The organism is Rhodococcus sp. JS3073 (genome assembly GCF_026810085.1).
Taxonomy (GTDB): Bacteria; Actinomycetota; Actinomycetes; order Mycobacteriales; family Mycobacteriaceae; genus Rhodococcus_F; species Rhodococcus_F wratislaviensis.
In genome coordinates, this window is record NZ_CP113951.1 from 4,693,606 (window position 1) to 4,713,735 (window position 20,130).

Annotated in this window: 23 protein-coding genes; 15 read left to right on the forward strand and 8 right to left on the reverse strand. The window is 66.2% G+C overall.

The features are described 5' to 3' along the window. The first annotated feature begins 98 nt into the window (after window positions 1-98). The 7 genes from OYT95_RS21240 to OYT95_RS21270 all read left to right on the forward strand — a co-directional run bounded on the left by OYT95_RS21240 (window position 99) and on the right by OYT95_RS21270 (window position 7,722). Window positions 99-1,499 carry an MFS transporter gene (locus OYT95_RS21240; protein ID WP_268788945.1) on the forward strand — a complete coding sequence of 467 codons (1,401 nt, stop codon included), beginning with the start codon at window positions 99-101 and terminating at the stop codon, window positions 1,497-1,499. Between the two features lie 58 nt (window positions 1,500-1,557). Next, a complete protein-coding gene (locus OYT95_RS21245; RefSeq protein ID WP_268788946.1) occupies window positions 1,558-2,217 on the forward strand; it encodes a response regulator transcription factor in 660 nt (219 codons plus the stop codon). An 18-nt stretch (window positions 2,218-2,235) separates the two neighbouring features. Then, window positions 2,236-3,681, forward strand: coding sequence for a sensor histidine kinase (locus tag OYT95_RS21250; protein ID WP_037242852.1), 1,446 nt, complete (start codon window positions 2,236-2,238; stop codon window positions 3,679-3,681). After that, the gene (locus tag OYT95_RS21255) at window positions 3,674-4,600 is read left to right on the forward strand and encodes a TAXI family TRAP transporter solute-binding subunit (RefSeq protein WP_268788947.1); all 927 of its coding nucleotides are present in this window, start codon (window positions 3,674-3,676) and stop codon (window positions 4,598-4,600) included. Before OYT95_RS21250 ends, OYT95_RS21255 begins: the two co-directional genes overlap by 8 nt. Window positions 4,601-4,717: 117 nt before the next feature. Then, complete coding sequence (locus OYT95_RS21260; RefSeq protein ID WP_268788948.1) at window positions 4,718-5,908, forward strand: CaiB/BaiF CoA transferase family protein; 1,191 nt, start codon at window positions 4,718-4,720, stop codon at window positions 5,906-5,908. A 9-nt stretch (window positions 5,909-5,917) separates the two neighbouring features. Next, on the forward strand, window positions 5,918-6,697 hold the full coding sequence (locus tag OYT95_RS21265; RefSeq protein WP_268788949.1) for an alpha/beta fold hydrolase: 780 nt from the start codon (window positions 5,918-5,920) through the stop codon (window positions 6,695-6,697). A 140-nt stretch (window positions 6,698-6,837) separates the two neighbouring features. Further along, the gene (locus tag OYT95_RS21270; RefSeq protein WP_268788950.1) at window positions 6,838-7,722 is read left to right on the forward strand and encodes a LysR substrate-binding domain-containing protein; all 885 of its coding nucleotides are present in this window, start codon (window positions 6,838-6,840) and stop codon (window positions 7,720-7,722) included. Between the two features lie 61 nt (window positions 7,723-7,783). Here OYT95_RS21270 and OYT95_RS21275 read toward each other — a convergent pair whose 3' ends face one another. The 4 genes from OYT95_RS21275 to OYT95_RS21290 all read right to left on the reverse strand — a co-directional run bounded on the left by OYT95_RS21275 (window position 7,784) and on the right by OYT95_RS21290 (window position 11,018). Further along, window positions 7,784-8,935, reverse strand: a complete 1,152-nt coding sequence (locus OYT95_RS21275) for an acyl-CoA dehydrogenase family protein (protein WP_268788951.1) — start codon at window positions 8,933-8,935, stop codon at window positions 7,784-7,786. 431 nt (window positions 8,936-9,366) lie between these two features. Beyond that, a complete protein-coding gene (locus OYT95_RS21280) occupies window positions 9,367-10,569 on the reverse strand; it encodes a fatty acid desaturase family protein (protein WP_268788952.1) in 1,203 nt (400 codons plus the stop codon). 42 nt (window positions 10,570-10,611) lie between these two features. Next, window positions 10,612-10,767, reverse strand: a complete 156-nt coding sequence (locus OYT95_RS21285) for a DUF6131 family protein (RefSeq protein WP_167344071.1) — start codon at window positions 10,765-10,767, stop codon at window positions 10,612-10,614. A gap of 56 nt (window positions 10,768-10,823) precedes the next feature. After that, complete coding sequence (locus OYT95_RS21290; protein WP_037242839.1) at window positions 10,824-11,018, reverse strand: CsbD family protein; 195 nt, start codon at window positions 11,016-11,018, stop codon at window positions 10,824-10,826. A 226-nt stretch (window positions 11,019-11,244) separates the two neighbouring features. On the opposite strand from OYT95_RS21290, the gene OYT95_RS21295 reads away from it, so the two are divergent. From OYT95_RS21295 to OYT95_RS21320, 6 genes are all read left to right on the forward strand, one after another. Continuing rightward, window positions 11,245-11,946 (forward strand): TetR/AcrR family transcriptional regulator C-terminal domain-containing protein, encoded by a 702-nt coding sequence (locus OYT95_RS21295; protein WP_037242837.1) that lies wholly within the window; start codon window positions 11,245-11,247, stop codon window positions 11,944-11,946. A 189-nt stretch (window positions 11,947-12,135) separates the two neighbouring features. Beyond that, window positions 12,136-12,513 carry a YciI family protein gene (locus OYT95_RS21300; protein WP_235214757.1) on the forward strand — a complete coding sequence of 126 codons (378 nt, stop codon included), beginning with the start codon at window positions 12,136-12,138 and terminating at the stop codon, window positions 12,511-12,513. Continuing rightward, on the forward strand, window positions 12,510-13,751 hold the full coding sequence (locus tag OYT95_RS21305) for an RNA polymerase sigma factor (RefSeq protein ID WP_268788953.1): 1,242 nt from the start codon (window positions 12,510-12,512) through the stop codon (window positions 13,749-13,751). Before OYT95_RS21300 ends, OYT95_RS21305 begins: the two co-directional genes overlap by 4 nt. Then, window positions 13,748-14,632 carry a hypothetical protein gene (locus OYT95_RS21310; protein WP_268788954.1) on the forward strand — a complete coding sequence of 295 codons (885 nt, stop codon included), beginning with the start codon at window positions 13,748-13,750 and terminating at the stop codon, window positions 14,630-14,632. Before OYT95_RS21305 ends, OYT95_RS21310 begins: the two co-directional genes overlap by 4 nt. 103 nt (window positions 14,633-14,735) lie before the next feature. After that, window positions 14,736-15,260 carry a pyridoxamine 5'-phosphate oxidase family protein gene (locus OYT95_RS21315; protein WP_268788955.1) on the forward strand — a complete coding sequence of 175 codons (525 nt, stop codon included), beginning with the start codon at window positions 14,736-14,738 and terminating at the stop codon, window positions 15,258-15,260. 18 nt (window positions 15,261-15,278) lie between these two features. Further along, window positions 15,279-15,926 (forward strand): CG0192-related protein, encoded by a 648-nt coding sequence (locus OYT95_RS21320; protein WP_268788956.1) that lies wholly within the window; start codon window positions 15,279-15,281, stop codon window positions 15,924-15,926. A 185-nt stretch (window positions 15,927-16,111) separates the two neighbouring features. Here the strand turns inward: OYT95_RS21320 and OYT95_RS21325 are convergent, their stop codons facing one another. Beyond that, window positions 16,112-16,915, reverse strand: a complete 804-nt coding sequence (locus OYT95_RS21325) for an MBL fold metallo-hydrolase (RefSeq protein WP_268788957.1) — start codon at window positions 16,913-16,915, stop codon at window positions 16,112-16,114. A gap of 145 nt (window positions 16,916-17,060) precedes the next feature. Between OYT95_RS21325 and OYT95_RS21330 the strand changes: the two genes are divergently transcribed. Continuing rightward, window positions 17,061-18,191, forward strand: a complete 1,131-nt coding sequence (locus tag OYT95_RS21330) for a helix-turn-helix transcriptional regulator (protein ID WP_112300353.1) — start codon at window positions 17,061-17,063, stop codon at window positions 18,189-18,191. Window positions 18,192-18,221: 30 nt separating this feature from the next. On the opposite strand, the gene OYT95_RS21335 is transcribed toward OYT95_RS21330, so the two are convergent. The 3 genes from OYT95_RS21335 to OYT95_RS21345 form a co-directional block, all read right to left on the reverse strand. Beyond that, window positions 18,222-18,458: a hypothetical protein gene (locus OYT95_RS21335; protein WP_037242822.1), complete on the reverse strand. Its 237-nt coding sequence runs from the start codon at window positions 18,456-18,458 to the stop codon at window positions 18,222-18,224. 87 nt (window positions 18,459-18,545) lie between these two features. Next, on the reverse strand, window positions 18,546-18,875 hold the full coding sequence (locus OYT95_RS21340; protein ID WP_268788958.1) for a branched-chain amino acid transporter permease: 330 nt from the start codon (window positions 18,873-18,875) through the stop codon (window positions 18,546-18,548). Continuing rightward, window positions 18,868-19,611, reverse strand: a complete 744-nt coding sequence (locus OYT95_RS21345; protein WP_268788959.1) for an AzlC family ABC transporter permease — start codon at window positions 19,609-19,611, stop codon at window positions 18,868-18,870. The genes OYT95_RS21340 and OYT95_RS21345 overlap by 8 nt, the downstream gene beginning before the upstream one ends. A gap of 77 nt (window positions 19,612-19,688) precedes the next feature. Here OYT95_RS21345 and OYT95_RS21350 point away from each other — a divergent pair, with 77 nt between their 5' ends. Next, window positions 19,689-20,129 (forward strand): Lrp/AsnC family transcriptional regulator, encoded by a 441-nt coding sequence (locus OYT95_RS21350; RefSeq protein WP_005254660.1) that lies wholly within the window; start codon window positions 19,689-19,691, stop codon window positions 20,127-20,129. Window position 20,130: the final 1 nt, after the last annotated feature.

The window sequence follows — 20,130 nt, forward strand, 5'->3', positions numbered from 1 at the left end:
ATGTAAGGAAAGCGGCTCACCCCTTCCCTCTCGCTGTGGCGGCGACCACATTGGTGTCAGTGACTATGCATCATCACAGCAGTTGAGGAAGGAACATCATGCGACACACGACTTCGAACCCAGCGTCGTCGACCGGCGAGAGGCGGGTTGTTGCGAACGTGGTTCGCGGCTGCATCGGCAACCTCGTCGAGTGGTACGACTGGTTCGTCTATGCAGCGTTCAGCGTGTTCTTCGCGGCGTCCTTCTTCCCGCAGAGCAGCACGACTGCCCAGCTTCTCTCCACCGCACTGGTTTTCGCGGTCGGATTCCTGATGCGCCCGATCGGTGGGTACATCTTGGGCCGATACGCGGACCGGTACGGGCGCAAGAACGCTCTGACGTTGTCGGTGCTGATGATGGCCGCGGGATCGCTGATCATCGCTGCGACACCGAGTTTCGAGGCGATCGGCATGCTCGCGCCGGCGCTGCTGGTGATGGCGCGACTGATCCAGGGACTCTCCGTGGGAGGCGAATTCGCCTCCAGCGCCACGTATCTCTCCGAGGTCGCGACGCCGGGTCGACGCGGCTTCTACTCGAGCTTCCAGTACGTGTCGATCATTCTGGGTCAGCTCGCGGCGCTCGGTGTCCAGATCATCCTGCTGCAGCTTCTGACCATCGACGAGATGCAGGCCTGGGGTTGGCGCATTCCGTTCGTGATCGGCGCTGTCGCCGCCGTGACCGTGATGCTCTTCCGTCGTGGGATGGACGAGTCGGATCAGTACAAGGAGGAAGCGGCCCAGATCGCTGCCGAGAAGGCATCCGGCACGAAGCCGTCGGCCAAGCGCGGCACCCTGCGACTGCTGCTGCAGTACCCTAAGCAACTCGCGATGGTGTTCGGCCTCGCGATCGGCGGCACCGTCGCGTTCTACACGTACACCACGTACCTGCAGAAGTACATGATCAACACCTCGGGGATCGCCCCGGAAACGGTGGCGTGGATCAACTTCGCCGCACTGTTCATCTACATGCTGTTGCAGCCCGTGGCCGGACTGATCTCCGACCGCATCGGTCGCCGCAAGGTCATGCTGTTCTTCGGTGTCGGCTCGACCGTGCTGACCGTCCCGATCCTGACCGTTCTCGGCAACACCACCAATGCGTTCGTCGCGTTCGGCCTGATGATGACCGGACTGGTCATCGTGACCGCCTACAGCGCGCTGAGCGCGATCGTCAAGGCGGAGCTGTTCCCGACGAAGGTCCGCGCGCTCGGTGTCGGCCTGCCGCACGCGATCACCGCCGCCCTGTTCAGTGGCACGGCCGAGCCTCTCGCGCTCGCTCTCAAGCAGGCCGGACATGAATCGGCGTTCTTCTACTACGTCGTCGGTTGCTCGGCACTGACCCTGGTCGCCGCGCTGTTCATGGCCAAGGGCAAGGGCGGCACCACCCTCGATCCCGAGACGGAGAATCCCGTCCGCGACGGACGCGAGGAAGACCGCGACGACCGCCGACTCGAGCGTGTCTGATCCCTCGTCCCCCGGCATTGTTCCCCCGGCGCACCGCGGCCGGGGGACAATGCCGGTTATGCGCATCGCGGTGGTCGAAGACGACGACGGCGTCGGCAACGCACTCGTTGCGGGACTGACCCGGCAGGCGCACCAGCCTGTGCGGATGAAGTTCGGGTCCGAACTGTTGCTGCACCACGGCGAGGTGGACTTCGTCCTGCTCGATCTGGGGTTACCGGACCGCGACGGGCTCGAGGTGCTGCGTCAGCTGCGCCAGGTCAGCGCCGTCCCCGTCATCATCCTGACCGCCCGCGACGACGAACGTTCGGTGGTGCGCGGCCTGCGCGGCGGCGCCGACGACTACCTGGTCAAGCCGGCGCGGATGTCGGAGCTCTTCGCTCGCATCGAAGTGGTGCGCCGGCGAAGTATGGCCGGCGAAGGCGGCGCACCACGAGAAGTGGTCACCGGAGACGTCCGCGTCGACCTCGATTCCCGCACCGTCACCGTGGCGGGCACCGAGGTGGACCTGACGTCGAAGGAGTTCTCCCTTCTCGAGATCCTGCTCGAGAACCCGGGGGCTGCTGTCAGCCGTCAGCAATTGATGGATCGGGTCTGGGGGGACGCGTTCGTGGCGGTTTCGCGTTCGCTCGACGTCCACATCGGCACTCTGCGCGCCAAACTGGACCGGCCCGGGCTGATCAGCACCATCCGTGGTTTCGGCTACCGGTGGGTGTGCTGACCTCGGGGTCGAATCGACATGCGCCGACGGTTACTGCTGATTCTCGCGATACTCGGATCCTGTGCGGTCGCGAGTTTCGCCATTCCCCTCGCGCTCGCGACAGCGGACTCGCGGACGCAGGCGTTCACACTCGGCCGCGAGGGAGACATCCAACGGTTCGCCGTCCTCGCCGAGGAGTACGTCAGGACCGGCGACCCCGCCAGGATCGCCGGGGAGGTCGAGGCGTACGACGACGTGTACGGCGAGGGCGTGCTGGTGGTCTCCACGCGGGGTGTACCCACCCTCGGCGTGGGCCTCGACGGCGACGAACCCGGAATCGACGCCGCGATTCGCAGCGGACTGCGCAACGAGCGCGTGTCCACCGTCGACCGGCTGTTCCCGTGGAGCGACGACGAGGCCCTGTTCGTCAAGCCGGTGGGGTCGGGCGCTCAGGTGAACGGCACCATCGTGCTGCGTGCCTCGACCGCCGAGGCCCGCTCCGACATCCTCCGGCAATGGGCGGTGATCGCGGCCGGCGCCGTGCTGGCACTGGTCGCGTTCGGTGTCCTCGCGATCGCCTTGAGCCGGTGGGTACTCGGGCCGCTCGCGAACCTGTCCAAGGGGATCGTGCAACTCATCCGCCGGATGCCCGACACGGGGATGCCGCAGACTTCCGCGCCGCCGCAGTCGGTGCTGCCGGCCACGGCGGCAGGCGGGCCTCCCGAGGTGCGTCGCCTCGCGCATTCGTTCGACGTGATGTCCTCGGCTGTGCTGCGGGCAGCGGACGCGCAACAGCGCCTGATCGCCGACACCGCCCATCAACTGCGGAACCCGCTTGCGGCGTTGCAATTTCGCCTCGACCTTCTGGACGACGGTGTACCGGACAGTGCGCGCGAGGATTATCACAGCGTGACCGAGGAGGCCAAACGCTTGCAGACCATTCTCGACAGCCTTCTCTCGCTCGCCTCGGCCGAGACACCGCGATTCGGGGCCGATCGGTCCGAGGCGGCCTGCGACGCACTGTCGGTGGTAGCCGACCGGGTCGACTTCTGGTCGGTGACGGCCCGCGAACGTGGTGCGCGTCTGGTCACGGTCGCAGCCCCCGACGTCGACCGTGTTCCGGTCGCGATCGCCGAGAACGATCTGTCCCAGGTGCTCGATGTGCTGATCGACAACGCCTCCCGGTACGCAGGCCCACACCCGACCATCGAGATCGGAGTCGTCGTGGAGCCGTCACAGGACCGCTCTCCGGTGTGCGTGTGGGTGGCAGACGACGGTCCGGGAGTTCCGGAAGAGCTGCGCGACAAGCTCACCGGCCGCTTCTTCCGAGCCAGCGACCAGGCCGGAACGGGACTCGGCCTGTCCATCGTCGAGGTCGTCACCGCAGCCTACGGCGGCCGTCTTGTCATCGACGAGGCCCCCGCCGGCGGACTGCGCGTACGCTTGTGGCTCGAACCGCACGTGGAGAAGCTGGACGATGATTAGCCGGCGACAGTTCATCGGCGGTGTGGCCGCAGCTGTCGCACTGTCGGGATGCGCACGTACCCAGCCCACGGGGACATACGAAATCGCGTCCGGGGAGCGCGACGGATTCCAGGCCGAGTTCGCCGAGTTGCTTGCAGACGTCCCGCCCGCCTCGGGTGGGGATCTCCGGTTGACGGTGCGTTACACCACCGGTTCCCTGGAGAACCTGTCGCTGCTGGCGTCGGGTGAGGTACTCATCGGGCTGACGCTGGCCGACTCCGCCGTCGAGTCGGCTACTCCGATGCTGGCCATCGGCCGGGTGTACGAGAACTATCTCCAGTGCGCGGTGCCCGCACACTCACCCATTCGCTCGATGAAAGATCTTCGCGGTCAGACGATCAGTCTCGGCTCCCCGGGTTCCGGAACCGCACAGACCGGAAGGCGGGTCCTCGAGGCGAGCGGACTGACCGTCGACGACGTGACGGTGCGCCCGGTGTCACTCACCACCGTCCTCGACTCCCTGCGCGACGGTACGGTCGCCGCCGCGCTGTGGGCCGGTGGCGTGCCCACCCCGGCGGCGATTCCGCGGCCGGGGCACGGTCCGGACGGTGGGATCCGGCTACTCGACCTGTCCGTCGAGTACGTCGAGATGCGCAGGATCTATGGGCCCATGTACGAACCGGTTTCGGTTCCTGCCCGGACGTACGGTGACACCGCCGAGACCGCGACGGTGGGGGTTCCCAGTCTGCTCGTCGCCTCGCCGCAGCTGCCCGACGCCGTGGCCGGTGCCCTCGTCGACCTTCTCATCGATCGAGCCCAGGATCTGATTCCCCCCGATACCGTCGGCGCGCAGTTTCTCGACGCCCGATCACTGATCCAGACGGCCGGCGTCCCTCGCCATCCGGGGGCGGTCGAGGCGTACCGCCGCCACCACGGCTAGAACGCGGCCGGGTACGGCCGACAACCTCAAGTACGTGTAAAACCTGTCATCCACACGATTGACGGTGGTCGCTACATAGAGGCAAAATGGCCGTACATTTCGAGGAAGGCTGGCTCCATGGCATCGCAGACCGCCCTACCGCTCGCGGGGATCACCGTTGTGAGTATCGAACAAGCAGTTGCTGCACCCTTCGCGACCCGGCAGCTGGCCGACCTCGGTGCCCGCGTCATCAAAGTGGAACGTCCCGACGCCGGCGACTTCGCGCGGCGTTACGACGAGACCGTGCACGGTGAATCGAGCTACTTCGTCTGGCTCAACCGTTCCAAGGAGTCTCTGACGTTGGACCTGAAGTCCGACGAGGGCCGCGACATCCTCGAAAAGCTCTTGTCCACAGCGGACGTCTTCGTGCAGAACCTGGCGCCCGGCGCGGCAGCCCGGATGAACCTCGACGCCCAGTCGCTCCAGCAGCGGTACCCCGCGCTGATTCCGTGCGACGTGTCCGGTTACGGCAACACCGGGCCCTGGTCGGATCGCAAAGCCTACGACATGCTCGTCCAGGGCGAATCCGGTCTGATGTCGCTGACCGGCCCCGACGAGTGCCCGTCCAAGGTCGGTGTGTCGATCGCCGACATCGCGGCCGGTATGTACGCCTACAGCGGGATCCTGTCCGCGCTGTACACGCGTGCAACCACCGGCACCGCCCGCGCTGTGGAGGTCGCTCTGTTCGAGGCGCTCGGCGAATGGATGGGATCTCCCGCCTACTACACCGAATACGGTGGCCGGCAGCCGAGCCGGGTCGGAGCGGAACACGCGACGATCGCCCCGTACGGCCCGTTCCCCACCGCCGACGGCACGGTCCTGCTGTCGATCCAGAACGACCGCGAATGGTCCGCGTTCTGCGCCGAGGTGCTCGGCGACGAGTCGATCTCCACCGACCCGCGCTTCTGCCGCAACTCCGCGCGGGTGGCGCACCGTGAGGAATGCAATGCTCTGATCTCCGAGCGGACGCGTCTGCTCAGCACGGACGACGCCCTCGCCCTGCTCGACAAGGTGTCGATCGCCAACGGCAGGCTGGGCACCGTATCGGACTTTCTGTCCCACCCGTCCCTGGCCGGACGTGACCGTTGGCGTGAGGTGGCTACCCCGGGCGGCCCGGTTCGGGCATTGCTGCCGCCCGCGAACCTCAGTGGTGTGGAACCTCGATTCGACCCGGTTCCGGCTCTGGGCGCGCACACCGACGCCATCCTGGGGGAGCTCGGCTACACCGACCGCGCGATCTCCGAGCTGCACACGGCAGACACGGTCTGAGGGACGGAAGTGCCCCATGCAGTGGCGTCCGACGGAACGCGTATCGCGTACCAGGTCAGCGGCGACGGAACGCCGCTGCTGCTACTCGCCGGTCAGGCCAACAATCACCACTGGTGGGACCGCGTCCGCGCGGACTTCGACACGCACTTCCGCACCATCACGGTGGACTACCGCGGAACCGGGTCAAGTGACAAGCCCGAGACCGACTACAGCACAGTACTGTTCGCCGACGATGTGATCTGCGTGCTGGACTCCCTCGACCTCGAGAGGGCGCACGTCTACGGCACGTCCATGGGAGGCCGGGTGGCGCAATGGGTCGCCGCCCGCCACCCGGAGCGTGTCCGCGCCCTGATCCTCGGCTGCACCTCGCCCGGCGGAACGCACGCGGTGGAGCGCAGCCGCGAAGTCCGAGCGAGCCTGGCGCAACCCGATCCCGACCGGTCGCGCCGCACCCTGCTGGAGTTGATGTACACGCGGGACTGGATCGGTCGAAATCCCGGTCCCTACAACACCCTCGGGGACCCGGACATGCCCGCGCACGCCAAGCTCGCCCACCTGCGGGCCAGCAACGGTCATGACGCGTGGGATGCGCTGCCGTCGATCAGTGCGCCGACCCTTGTCCTGCACGGGACCGACGACCTTCTGTCCCCGGTCGACAACGCCCCCTTGCTCGCCGAGCGGATCCCGAACTCCCGCATGCTCTTGCTCCCGGGTGCACGGCACGCCTACTTCGAGGAAGCGCACGCTGTCGCGGGCGCCGCGGCGATCGGCTTCCTCGCCGAACCGTGAGAATTCGCTCACGAGTTGGGTTGAGGCGCACTTCATCGTCTGCCTGACCATTGCTATTCTTCGTTGTGATCGATGTCGCTCTTGCATATCGCTTGCTGATGGTGTGGGACGGCGGGTAGCTCGGGAAGGTGGGTCGTCCGGTGGACGTCAAGCAGTTGACTGCGCTCGTTGCGGTGGCGGACGCCGGGAGCGTGACCCGCGCAGCCGAACTTCTCCACTTGGTCCAGCCAGCGGTGACACGCCAAATTCACACGCTCGAACAGGAACTGGGTGTTGCACTGTTCGAACGCAGCCGTGCGGGAATGGAGTTGACGGAGTCCGGCCGGCTCATGCTCGAGCGCGCCCGGAGGGTGCTGTCCGAACTCGAGCGGGCGCGGGCCGAGATCCGCCCGAATCCGAGGGTGCTGCAGGGGATCGTGACGGTCGGACTTCTTTCCTCCACCTCCGAACTGCTCGCCGAACGACTCGTCGCGGCCGTATTGCAGGAGCATCCCGCCGTCCGGCTGCGAATAGTGTCCGGCTACGCAGGACACGTGCGGCAGTGGCTCGATGCCGGTGACATCGACCTCGGCCTGCTCTACAACCTGAAATCCACGTCGTCGCTCAACGTGCGAGCACTGCTGGCCGAAAACCTCTGGGCGGTGGCCCCGCCCGACGGCGGGCTCGACACCGGACGGCCGGTCACCCTCGAGGAAGTCGCGAGCCACCCGGTCGTGATGCCCAGTGCGCCCCACGGAATTCGGACATTGGTAGCGGAGGCGTGCGCGAGACTCGACATCGGCCTGAACATCGTCGTCGAGACCAACGAGGTGAGCATCCAGAAGAGACTCGTGCGAGCTGGTCACGGCTGGACGATCCTGCCGGGCATCGCCGTTGCCGGTGATGTCGCAAGCGGCCTGCTCAGTGCGGCGCCGCTCCATTCCCCGGCGGTCGAGCGCACCGTCGTGCTCGCGTTGCCGAGCGCCCCCCCGGATCCCGCCTGCCGTCCACGCGGTGGCCGATCTGCTCGTCCGCCAGATGCGTGACGCCGTCGAGCGCGGTGAGTGGCCGTCCGCTCACTGGAAGCCGGACAACTAGTCGCGCGAATCAGAGCCCGCCGCGCGATACGAGTTGCGAGACGATGACGTTGCGCTGGATCTCGTTGGTGCCCTCGCCGACGATCATCAGCGGGGCGTCGCGGAAGTACCGCTCGACGTCGTATTCGGTGGAATAACCGTAGCCACCGTGGATCCGGACCGCGTTGAGGGCGATGTCCATCGCCACCTCGGACGCGTACAGCTTGGCCATCCCGGCCTCCATGTCGCACCGCTCGCCGCTGTCGTACTGCTCGGCCGCGTGCCAGGTCAGCTGCCGGGCGGCGGTCAGCTTGGTCGCCATGTCCGCGAGATAGTTGCCGATCGACTGGTGCTTCCAGATCGGCTTCCCGAAGCTCTCCCGCTGCTGCGCATACGCGAGGGAATCCTCGAGCGCCGCCGTGGCCACACCGAGGGCCCGGCAGGCCACCTGGATGCGTCCGGTCTCGAGGCCCTTCATCATCTGCGCGAACCCCTTGCCGGGGGTGCCGCCGAGGATCGCTGTGGCGGGGGTGCGGTAACCGTCGAACGACAGCTCACAGGTCTCGACGCCCTTGTAGCCGAGCTTGGGCAGATCCCGCGACACCGTCAGGCCGGGACCGTGCTCGACCAGGACGATCGAGATGCCCTTGTGCTTGGGGCTCGCCTGCGGGTCGGTCTTGCACAGCAGCGCGATCAGGCCGGACCGCCGCGCGTTGGAGATCCACGTCTTCGAACCGGTGATCACCAGGTCGTCGCCGTCGGTCTTGGCGTTGGTGGACATCGCCTGCAGATCCGACCCGCCGCCGGGCTCGGTCAGCGCCATCGTGGCCCGGATCTCGCCGGTCGCCATCTTCGGTAGGTACTGCTGCTTCTGCTCCTCGGTGCCGTATAGCGACAGCAGCTTCGCGACGACGGTGTGCCCGCCCATCGCCCCGGCCAGGCTCATCCACCCGCGGGCCAGTTCCTGGGTCACCTGCGCGTAACAGGGCATCGACACCGGTGATCCGCCGTACTCCTCCGGGACCGCCAGACCGTAGATCCCGATCTGCTTCATCTGCTCGATCCACTTCTCGGGGTACTCGTTGGCGTGTTCCACCGCCTGCACCGTCGGCTTCACGTCGCGGTCGATGAAGGCGCGCACCGTCTCGACCAGGTACGCCTCTTCCTCGTTCAGCTTGCCCATCACTCCACCTCGCACTCGCACAAAATTTGTACGGCCATATTCTCTGATATGTACGCTTCGGTCAAGTCTCCGCGTTGACATCCACCCGCATTCGGTGCCGCGATTTGGCCCGTATTGCTCCTATTTTTGCTGTTCAAGGCCTCAGGACGAGATCGGAAGCGTCGCTGGACCTAATGGCCGTATTTACAGTCCTTTCACAGAACGAATGGCCGGAAGGTGCCCCATCGATCACCACGACCTCCCGTCGAGCGAATACCGTTTCTCACGAAAGAAGGCGAGCAGGCTGTCTCAGCGCAGGTTCGAACTCCAGCAGGTCGCATCCTCCGCATCGGACTGGGATTGGCGGATGCACGCGCGATGCCGGTCCATGGACGCCGACCTCTTCTTCCCGTACGAGGGCGAAGGGCAGGGCGCACGCATTCGTCGAGAGCTCAACGCTGGTCCGCGCGCAGCGCGGTGCGGAGACCCGCGCGACGCCCGGTGCTTCCGTCGGCGGGCGTGGTGGATGCTGTGCGGAATTTCAGTTCGGACGCGGTCTCGGGAGCATCATCGGCGGTCGCGGACAGAAACCGGTCCGGGAGTGCCAGCTTGTGGATGGTGCGCAGGGTCAAAAAGTATTGCTTGGCAAGCGAACCGGTGGTGTAGGGCAGATCGTACTTCTCGCACAATGCGCGGACCCGCGTCGCGATTTCCGGGTATCGATTGCTGGGGAGGTCGGGGAACAGGTGGTGCTCGATCTGGTAGCAGAGGTTGCCGCTGAGGAATGCCAGTACGGCGCCGGCTCGGAAGTTGGCGGTGCCGAGCATCTGGCGTAGATACCATTCCGCCCGGGTCTCGTTCTCCAGTTCCGCGGGAGTGAACTTCTCGGCGCCGTCCGGGAAGTGTCCGCAGAAGATCACGACATAGGCCCACAGGTTTCGCAGCAGGTTGGCGGCGAGGTTCGCCTTCAGCGTCCGCCGCCACCGACGCCCGCTGAGGGCGGGAAAGAGCACGTAGTCCTTGCCCGTCTGCCGAACGATCTTGCCGAGCAGGGCTCTTGTGTGGGCAGATTTCTCGGCGGCGGTGCCGGCGCGCTCCTGCTCGGAATACAGCCCATGCAGAGCGATTCCCCATTCGAACGTGGCCGCCAACAACAGGTTCCGCAGCGGTTGCAGCAGATTGTCCGGCTTCCACGGCTGGTCGCGGGTGATGCGGATGACCCCGAATCCGAGGTCATCGTCCATCCCGACCACGTTGCTGAACACGTGGTGGCGATAGTTGTGGGAGTACTGCCACTGGGACGACAGGCCCGCCATGTCCCATTCCCAGCTGCTGGAGTGGATTTCCGGGTCGTTCATCCAGTCCCACTGGCCGTGGGACACGTTGTGCCCGATCTCCATGTTCTCCACGCTCTTGGCCACCGCGAGAGCCGTGGTCCCGAGGACCCACCCGGCTCGCGCCCGGCTTGTGTGGATCACCAGCCGCGCAGCGGCATCCAGCGCGCGCTGGAAGGCGATCGTTCGGTGGATGTAGGTGGCGTCGCGCTCGCCGAGTGAATCGGTGATGTCCCGCCTGATGGCGTCGAGTTCGGCACTGAGTGCCTCGACGTCCTCTGCGGTGAGGTGCGCGTATTCCTTGATGTCGGATATCGCCATGGTCGACTCCAGACTCCGGAACCACCCCGGATCGGCTGTGCGTCAGTAGTAGTGGCGTCGGCCCGCGACCGCGTGCCCGGCCATGCCCATGACCTCGAGGACCACTCCGATGATGATGAGCGCAATCCCGATGTACAGGAGCACTGGGACGCTGACGACCAAGCCGATTATGGCGAGGATGATTCCGAGAATGATCATGATGACGGCCTGATTTCGGGACGGGGTTGAGTTGTCGGGCAGGTGTGCAGTGCGGGTCAGTGTTTGAAAATGCTCTTGATCTTCTGCCCTGCCTGCTTGGCCTGGTCGCCGGCTTGCTTCATCTTGCCCTTGGCTTCCTGTGAGCGTCCCTCGGCCTCCATGCGCTCGTTTCCGAGCGCCTTCCCGACGGTCTTCTTGGCGGCGCCTTCAGCGGTTTCAGCCTTGTGCCGGATCTTCTTCCCGATGCTCATGGCGATGCTTCTCATCTCTTGGGTGCCGGCCGGCGCGGACGCAGGGAGGCGGCCGATGTGCGTCGATACCGGAGTTCAACACGCCTGCGACTCCGACGATCTCGGACGATCATGAGGCCTCCTACGGCCTACGTTGCACTTACTAAGTCAACGCCGCATTTCGCCACCTGTCAACACTGTAGATCTACGGTTTAGGCCTACAGTAGGAGGGAGGGAAGGTGTCGTGATGGCGAAGGTGCCCGAGCGTCGTTCGATCCACTCCGACGGTGGCCCGATCACCCGTGAGCGGATACTCGGCTGCGCGCTCGAGATCATCGACCGAGACGGAATCGACGGGCTGTCCATGCGCCGCCTCGGTAAAGCACTCGGCCGCGACCCGATGACGCTGTACCGCCACGCCCCGAACAAGGCCGCACTGCTCGACGGGGTCGCCGAGCTTGTCCTCGAAGAACTCGAGGTCGATACCGACGATGGCGACTGGGCCACCCAGCTACGGGAGGTCGCGCGGGGTTTCCGCCGGTTGGCACTCGCCCATCCTCAGGTGGTACCGCTACTGGTCACCCGGCCGCTGTCGACGCCGCTCGGGCTCAGGCCACTCGGCACCCTGCGTCCCCTCGAGAACATCCTGACCCTGCTCACCAAGGCGGGTTTCACCGACGCCGATGCCTTGCACGTCTATCGGGCGTTGTTCGGCTTCCTCTACGGCCACGTCCTCAACGAGCTGCAGGAACTCGTCGAGCGTCCCGACGAGTCCGACGACCTTCTGCGCCTCGGCCTTCACCGCCTGCCGATCGGCGAGTTCCCCCTTCTCCGGGGCCTGGCACCGGTGCTGGCGTCCTACGACGGCGCCGCCGAACTCGAACGTGGAGTCGACATCCTGCTCGCGGGCCTGACCGCGACGCTGACGCAGCCCGACCCCTCCTCCTGACCGATGACGTGAACGCGCGCTGCGAGCGCGGGCCGGGACGATCCTTCCTGTGATTCTTCACCGGACAAGGGGCCACCGAAGGTGTCGACGCCAAAATCGATGTGGCCGAAAACGTCGAGATAGGGTTGGTCTGTTCGTCATTCTCTACAGCCGAAATTGATACGGGTGAGAGGAGGACCTGTGCAGTACATGCTGCTGATCTACAACTGTGAGCGGCCCGAACCGGGTGATCCGGGTTTCGCCGAGGCGCTGGCCCGGGTGAACGCCTTCGCCGACGAGTGCCGTCGCCGCGGCGTCTTCGTCTCCGGGCACCCACTGCAGCCTGAACACACCGCCACCACGGTCAGCGTTCGGGACGGTCGGACACTGATCACCGACGGCCCGTTCGCTGAAACCCACGAACACCTCGGCGGCGCATACGTCCTCGACTGCCGCAATCTGGACGAAGCACTGGAGCTGGCGGCCCTGTGCCCGTTGGCCGAGCAGGGCACGATCGAGGTGCGGCCCATCGTCAGCGTGCCGGGCCTCGACCACCGTCCGGCGAATGTGACGGCCGACGGCGAATGAACGCCGAGCCCGGGCTGCAGCAGGTCTACCAGGAGCACCGGGCCCGGATGCTCGCAGCCCTGATCCACGTGCTCGGCGACTTCGAACTCGCCGAGGACGCCCTGCAGGATGCCTCTGCACTGGCAATGCGCAAGTGGGGCGACACGGTACCGAACGACCCTGTCGCCTGGCTGCTCACGGCGGCCCGCAACAGCGCGATCGACCGGCTGCGGCGGGCCCGGCTGGGCCGGGAGAAGCTCGCCCAAGTGGGTGAACAGTCCAGGGTGGTGACGGCGATGACAGACATCGGGGAGGACAGCCTGCTGCGCCTGGGTGACGAGCGGCTGAGCCTGATCTTCGCGTGCTGCCACCCCGCTCTGGCGGAGGACGCGCGGGTCGCCCTGACCTTGCAGGCCGTGGCCGGGCTGACCGCCGGGCAGATCGCCCGCATGTTTCTGATAGGGGAGCCGGCTCTGGCGCAGCGCTTGGTGCGGGCGAAACGCAAGATCCGCGATGCCGGCATCAGTCTGGAGGTCCCCACCGATCACCAGCTGTCCGATCGGGTTGCCGGGGTCCTGGCGGTCGTGTACCTGATTTTCACCCAGGGTTACACCGCCTCCCCCGAGCAGCTCGAACAGAGCAGGCTGTGCGAGGAAGCGATCAGGCTCGCCAAGCTCCTCGCCACACTCGTGCCCGACGAACCGGAAGCGCTCGGACTGGTCGCGTTGTTGCTGCTGCAACACTCGCGCCGCGCCGCCCGCTACGACTCCGCCGGTGACGTGGTGCTGCTGTCGGATCACGACCGCTCACGCTGGGATCGCGCCGAAATCATCGAAGCGATCGGCGTATTGGATCGGGCACTACGCCTGGGAAGACCGGGTCCGTACCAACTGCAGGCCGCGATCGCCGCTGTGCACTCTCAGGCCGCTTCGGCTGATCACACGGACTGGCCGGGGATCGCCGCCCTCTACGCCCAGTTGCTCGCGGTTGATCCGTCACCGGTGGTGGCGTTGAACCACGCCGTCGCCATAGCCATGGCGTCCGGTCCGGAGGACGGACTGGCACTGATCGACGGAATCGACGGAATCGACCGCTACCACCTGCTGCACGCGGCACGAGCCGACCTGCTGCGCCGCCTCGGCCGGACCACCGAGGCGGCAATCGCCTACCGGCGAGCACACGAACTCGCCGGCAATCCCGCAGACCGGCGATTCCTCGCCCGACGTCTGCTCGAACTCGACCTGACGGAGCCCCGATGAGACTGTCGATTCTCGACCACGGCCACACCCGACGCACCAAGTTGTTCCTCACGCTCACTTCCACCATGTCGCGTGTGGACAGCCCCGACATCGTGAAGCTCCTGCTGTACCGACCGGGCTTCCTCACGCGTCCGCTGTTGGAGCTCACCGCCGACGCGATGCGCGGGCAGTCGTACTGGTCCGCCGCGGAACGGGAGTACCTCGCGATGTGCACCGCGCAGTTGCACCGCTGCCCGTTCTGCATCGACACTCACGCCGAGCTCACCCGCATCGCGGGCCACGGCGAGATCGACCCGGATGATCCCGCATCGGCACGGCCCGCACTGAGCGCCGTCCGCGAGTTCCTCGACACGACAACCCGCACGCCGGACCGCGCCGACATCGCCGGAGTTGCCGACCTGCCCGAACAGGCGCTTCTGGAGGCATTGCGTGTCAACCTGGTGTGGAACATCGTCAACCGCCTGGCCAACGCGTTCGGCTTCACTCTCCGAGAAGGCCAGTTGCACAGCGGCACCCGCTCCCTGCACCGATTCGGCTACCGCTTTCCCGGGTTCCTGCTCGCCGATGGCGAGAAACCCGACGACAGTGGTGATGTCGTGGCCAACCTCCGCCATTCGGTGCTGGATCGGCCCGCCACCACCGACCCGGCTCTGCGCATCGCCGCCGCGGCGGGCGACCCGCTTCCCGAACCGTGGCAGACGTACGCCGCGACGGTCCGCGACGCCTCGCACACGATCACCGACACCGACATCCGCCGGCTCCTCGCCGCCGGACCGACCGAGGATCAGATCTTCGAGGTTACCGTCGCGGCGGCGGTCGGCGCGGCACTGGAGAGTTTCGATGCCGGAATGTCCGCACTGGGGAACAAGTCCACGAGCTGAGTCGAGAAACCCAATTCCTGACACAGGATGTCAGGGTCTCGGTGCGAGCATGATTCCACCGGTCGACGCCCCTGGATCGACACGGATACAGACAAGGACCTCCATGCGCGAAACACGAGAAGAGCTCGAAGAGCTCCAGACCCTCCTCGACGCCTCCCTGTCCCGCTCCACCGCACATCTGCGTTCGATCATCAACACCGAGAGCACCCTGACCGCAGAGCAGCTCACCCGGGTCGTCACCGGCATGTGCACCCTCGCCCTGTCCACCGTCACGGCCAAGGGCGAACCGCGGATCAGTGGTGTGGACGGGCACTTCCTGCACGGGAAGTGGCACTTCGGCACGGCGCGCGGCGCCGCCAAGGCCCGCCACCTCGCCGCCCGGCCTGCCGTCAGCGCCGCGCACATGCGCGGTGAGGACCTGGGCGTCTTCACGCACGGCACGGTGGAGATCCTCAACCCCCAGGACGGCGAGCCGGCCGCGGACTGGCCGGACCTGCTCGCCTACTTCAAGAGCTTCTACGGCGAAGATTTCTTCGACTGGGACAATGACGTGGTCTACTACCGGCTGCATCCGCACTGGATGACCGTCTACGCCGCCGATCTCGATGCGGCGCCGGTTGCCGGGTGAGGCGGTACCGTCGGCCGGGTGGCTCTCATCCATCACGCTCAACTGTCCCCGTCCAAGGCCGAGATGCTCGGCGACTGGGTTCCTCGCCAGTCCTGGATCGGGTCCGCCGACGCGTCGTCCCTGGAAGTCGTCGGGGCATACCGGTTCGACGATCCCGCCGGGGAGGTCGGCATCGAAACCCACCTGGTCCGGACGGCGGACGGACAGGTCGTGCAGGTGCCGGTGACCTATCGCGGTGCCCCGATGGCCGGAGCGGAGGCGTCACTGATCACCACGATGCAGCATTCCGTGCTGGGTGAGCGGTGGGTCTACGACGCGTGCGCCGACCCCGTGTACGCGAGTGCGCTATCGACGGCCATCCTGACGGGAGGGACCGAGGCGGAACTCGAGTTCGCCACACCCGGCGAGCGCCGAGAGGTGACCACCAGGGTGTCGGGTAGCGGCTCACCAGGCTCGACCGTGCCGGTCGTCGGTGCCGTGACCTGTGCGAATGAGGGAACGGCCACCGTCATCACGACGGCCGCGATCGGCATCCGGGTGTTCCGGGTGATCGATCCGGATCGGGTCGCGGACCTCGGCTCGCACACCCTGGAGGGCACCTGGCCGGGCCGAGGTGCGCCGGCGCTGCTCGCGATCGCGTATCCGACGGCTGACCGCGACGTGTGACGCCGGAAGGGGCGGAATATGTCCGAGGGCGGTACAGTTGAACCCGTCGACGGTGTCGGACATACCCCGGGTACCACATTAAAATTGTCGCCGAGAGCGACCACTTGCCGAGAGGCGATATGACGGCACCGTCGCAGAGGCCGCCGGCACCTTTTGGTGTCGGCGGCTTTTTTCTGCCGTGGACCTCACCGGACCGGCTCGAATCCGGCCAGCATCTGCTCGAGTGCGGCCTGGTCGGGCCCGATGAAGGGGTCTGACTTCGGTGCCTCGGCGAGCGTGTCCAGAAACTCGGCGGTGCGTCCGTCCGCCGGGGGGAGGTGGGTGCTGAGGATCCATCGCGGGGCGAGTGCTCGGAGCGCGGCGACGGTGCGCAGGAACTTCGTCTCGTCCACCAGGTGCACCCAGGGACTGTCGACGGTGGCCCACAGGTGCTGCGCGGCACGGACGGCGCTGGGTGCCGAGTACCCGACGTCGTTGGCGGTGGCGAGTTCGGCGGTCTCCATCGGCGCCCCGAAACAATCCGACGAGAAGCAGGCCTCGCTGCGGTCGTCGTAGAAGCCGACGGTGCTGGGATTGTCGAACAGCGGGGGCCGCAGCGCCGTCAGTGTCCGATCGCCGACGTCGAGGGATTGACCCGGATTGAGCAGGTAGACCCGGTCCATCGGGACGGGCCGTGCGCAGGACATGATGCCTACGCCCGCGAACGTCGTGATCAGGCGGGCGCGCGGCGCCGCGTCGAGTAGGTCGAACAGCGCGCCGGTGTGATCGCGGTCCGGATGCGTCAGCCAGATCCACTCGACGTCCGCGGGGTCGAGCACCGATCCCAGGGCGTCCATGAAGCCGCGTCCGGGCAGGCTGAGTCCGGTGTCGACGACGACGGGTTCGGCGGCGTGGAGAACGTACGCGTTCACCGGTAGGTGCCCGATCCCCGGTACTTCCAGTTCGTCGCCGAGTACCGTGAGGTCGCGTCGGATTCTGTTGATACGCATGGGATTGCCTTTCGCTCTTCGGGGCCGTGGCGGAGTGGAACGTGTCACCGACGCTAGGAGCGGTGGAGCGGGCGCACCATTCCACAATTCTGGTATTTCCGGCGCCGATCCGCGCTCGTACGCTTGACTCGTGAGCGTGGATTCCGTGCAGTGCGCGGCAGACAAGGTCGCACGATTGTGCGCCGCACCCCGCGGCCTGGTGTCGCTGTGGCGGGACGCGTCGGATGTCGTCGCCGGTGTCGTCCCGTACTACTGGACGCCGTGCTGGTTCACCCTCGACCCCGTGTCCATGCTGATGACCAGTCACTATCACTTCGGCATGGACGAATTTCCCGGGGAATGGCTGGCCGCCGAGTACTACGAGGACGACGTTCAGTCCGTCCCCGACGTAATGCGTTCCGCCGAAGGGATTTCCACGTTGCACGAAGCCGCGCACGGCGATCCGTCGGGAAGTCCGCGCTGGCGGAGGAACCGGACACTCGGCGGTGACCAGGAGTTGATTGCGCGGTTACGCACGCGCTCGGGAGAAACCTGGGGAGCGCTGAGCCTCTATCGCGACGAGGGGATGCCGATGTTCTCGGAAACCGAGAAGTCGTTCGTGCAGGAGATCGCGCCGGTCCTCGCGGGCGGTGCCCGCCGTGCACTGCTGTGCGGTCAGGCCGAGGAACCGGAGTATGCCGATTCGCCGGGTCTACTCGTCCTCGACGAGAACTGGAACATCGAATCGGCGACGCCCGGGGTCGACCGGTGGATGGTGGATCTGCCGGGCGGGGACTGGGATCGGGGGGAGTTGCCGGCTGCGGTGATCACTCTCGCCGGTCGTGTGTTGCGGTGCGTGGAAGACCGCGACCGGCTGGGCGACGTGGCCATCTCGCGGGTGCTGTCGCGGTCGGGGGCGTGGTTGGTGCTGCACGGGGCATGCCTGACGTCGACGGGCAGGCGGCGGATCGCGGTGATCGTGGAGCCGGCACATCCGAGCCGTCTGTATCCGCTGCTGATGTCGGCGTACGGGCTGACCGAGCGCGAGAAGGAGGTCACGTCGATGGTGTTGCAAGGGGCGTCGACTTCGCAGATCTCCGCCGAACTACACGTGTCGGCACAGACCGTGCAGCAACATCTGAAGAGCATCTTCGACAAGACCGGCGTGCACAGCCGACGCGACCTGGTCGGCAAGGTGTTCTTCCATCACTACGAGCCGCGGTTCCGCGACAACGAAAAGCGGACCGCCGCGGGTAGGCCTGTCCGCGGCGGTCCCTGGCCGACGCAGAGCAGTTGAGTTCCGATTCGGGCCAGTCGGGGCGGAGGCCTACTGCTCCTTCTTCAGGCGGGCGGCCAGCATGGCCTTACCCAGATCGCCACCCTTCCGGCTCACGGCCTGGGCGCGGCGGAAGAAGTCGGCCAACTCGGCGTCGCCGTCCATGTCGGCGTCCGAAATGTAACCCTCGAGACGCAGAGCGTTGCTCAGTGACGCTTCGACGAACCAAATCAGGTTGTAGTCCTTGTCCCGAATACCCGTCACCGAACGTGCATCTTGTTCGCTCATCAGTGCGTCCTTCCCGAGAAACGGCCGACTGTCTTGTGGTTCCTGCCTACCCGTGTGGTTGCATCGTAAACGTGAGGCGCGCCGGGCTCAGGCGAATGCCCAGTTCATCAGGACGACATACAGCCCGGTCCCGACGACGATCGAGAGCACCGCATTCTTGCGCCACAGGTGCACCGTGGCCGTCGCACCCACCGCGATCAGTTCGGGGATCCCGTGCGACGGGGCGGTGACGGAGACGTTCTTCAGCGAGTACGCCACCAGGATCAGCATGATCCCGGCCGGCAGGTAGACACCCAGATAGCCGACGAGTGCGGACGAGCGCAAGGGCATGACGATCGCGAAGGGGACGGCGCGCAGGGCGAACGTGACGAGCGCCATGATCGCGATGGCCGCGAGGATGTAACCGGGGTCAGGCATCGGTGCGCACCTTTCGCCGGGTCCAGAAGTAGCGGATGACGAGCAGGCTCACGAAGGCGCCCATCGCTATCGGCAGCATGTGTCCGGGGTCGACGAGTCGAGCGATCAGCGCGCACATCACAGCCATCGAGGGAACCGCGAAACCACGCTGGGCGCGGATGGCCTCGATGGACAGCACGACGAACAGTGCGGTCAGCGCGAAGTCGAGACCGACGATGTTCTCCGGGATCCATTGCGCCGCGGTCGCTCCGAGCATCGCTCCACCGATCCAGTACGCGTGGAGGTACAACTGCGAGTACACGATGACCCGGCCGGACATCGACTTCCGGTCGCCGGTGACCGTCATGGCGTAGGCCTCGTCGGTCAGCGCGAACATGCTGTAGAAACGGGCAAGCCGGCCCTTCACCCGGTCGAGGGGAAAGCTCAAGGCGTAGAACACGTGCCGGAAATTCACCAGCAGCGCGGTCAGCGCGATGTACGGGAGCGGCGTCATTGTGGCCACCATGCCGACCGCGATGAATTCGAGGGAACCGGCGTAGATCAGCGAGGTGAAGACCATCGCCCACCACGGGTTGAACCCCTGCTGGACGACGAGCACCCCGAGGGCGATCCCCAGGGGGACCAGCCCGATTCCGACGGGGAGGGACGCCTGCAGGGCGCGACGCCACTCCGGGGGCTGCCGGGGGCCGGAGTCGACGACTGCGGTCGTCGAGAGGGTTGCTGGATCGATCACCACGCAAATCTATAGCAACTATCCAGGTGTGCGATTGCGAGCAAATGCCCATTCTCCGCACTCTGCGCAATAATAGTTCAATGGATGACATCGATCACGCAATTCTGGACCACCTGCGGAATGACTCGAGTCTGACCAACACGGAATTGGCGGATCTGGTGGGTCTGACTCCCTCCCCGTGCCTGCGCAGGGTCAAGAAGCTCGAGGCGGACGGAGTCATCACCGGCTACCGGGCCATCGTCAGCCAGGAAGCGCTCGATCGGGGTTTCCAGGTGATCGTCACCGCCGAGATCGGTGTGAACGACCAGGCGACCATCGAGCAGTTCGAGTCCCGGGTCGCCGCCTTCGACGAGGTGATCGAATGCCGGAGGCTGTTCGGGATCCCCGACTACTTCATCCGGGTGGCGGTCCGCGACCTCGCGACGTACGAGAACTTCATGGCCACCAAGCTCAGCGGGCTCCCTGCGGTGTCGCGGGTCACCTCGTTGATCACGATGAAGACCATCAAGAGCGCCGACTGAG

Coding starts and splice junctions, on each gene's coding strand:
- OYT95_RS21240 (WP_268788945.1), top strand. CDS start 99: ATGCGACACACGACTTCGAACCCAGCGTCGTCGACCGGCGAGAGGCGG.
- OYT95_RS21350 (WP_005254660.1), top strand. CDS start 19,689: ATGGATGACATCGATCACGCAATTCTGGACCACCTGCGGAATGACTCG.
- OYT95_RS21305 (WP_268788953.1), top strand. CDS start 12,510: ATGAACGCCGAGCCCGGGCTGCAGCAGGTCTACCAGGAGCACCGGGCC.
- OYT95_RS21300 (WP_235214757.1), top strand. CDS start 12,136: ATGCTGCTGATCTACAACTGTGAGCGGCCCGAACCGGGTGATCCGGGT.
- OYT95_RS21325 (WP_268788957.1), bottom strand. CDS start 16,915: ATGCGTATCAACAGAATCCGACGCGACCTCACGGTACTCGGCGACGAA.
- OYT95_RS21255 (WP_268788947.1), top strand. CDS start 3,674: ATGATTAGCCGGCGACAGTTCATCGGCGGTGTGGCCGCAGCTGTCGCA.
- OYT95_RS21275 (WP_268788951.1), bottom strand. CDS start 8,935: ATGGGCAAGCTGAACGAGGAAGAGGCGTACCTGGTCGAGACGGTGCGC.
- OYT95_RS21310 (WP_268788954.1), top strand. CDS start 13,748: ATGAGACTGTCGATTCTCGACCACGGCCACACCCGACGCACCAAGTTG.
- OYT95_RS21260 (WP_268788948.1), top strand. CDS start 4,718: ATGGCATCGCAGACCGCCCTACCGCTCGCGGGGATCACCGTTGTGAGT.
- OYT95_RS21245 (WP_268788946.1), top strand. CDS start 1,558: ATGCGCATCGCGGTGGTCGAAGACGACGACGGCGTCGGCAACGCACTC.
- OYT95_RS21280 (WP_268788952.1), bottom strand. CDS start 10,569: ATGGCGATATCCGACATCAAGGAATACGCGCACCTCACCGCAGAGGAC.
- OYT95_RS21290 (WP_037242839.1), bottom strand. CDS start 11,018: ATGAGCATCGGGAAGAAGATCCGGCACAAGGCTGAAACCGCTGAAGGC.
- OYT95_RS21315 (WP_268788955.1), top strand. CDS start 14,736: ATGCGCGAAACACGAGAAGAGCTCGAAGAGCTCCAGACCCTCCTCGAC.
- OYT95_RS21340 (WP_268788958.1), bottom strand. CDS start 18,875: ATGCCTGACCCCGGTTACATCCTCGCGGCCATCGCGATCATGGCGCTC.
- OYT95_RS21285 (WP_167344071.1), bottom strand. CDS start 10,767: ATGATCATTCTCGGAATCATCCTCGCCATAATCGGCTTGGTCGTCAGC.
- OYT95_RS21250 (WP_037242852.1), top strand. CDS start 2,236: ATGCGCCGACGGTTACTGCTGATTCTCGCGATACTCGGATCCTGTGCG.
- OYT95_RS21295 (WP_037242837.1), top strand. CDS start 11,245: ATGGCGAAGGTGCCCGAGCGTCGTTCGATCCACTCCGACGGTGGCCCG.
- OYT95_RS21335 (WP_037242822.1), bottom strand. CDS start 18,458: ATGAGCGAACAAGATGCACGTTCGGTGACGGGTATTCGGGACAAGGAC.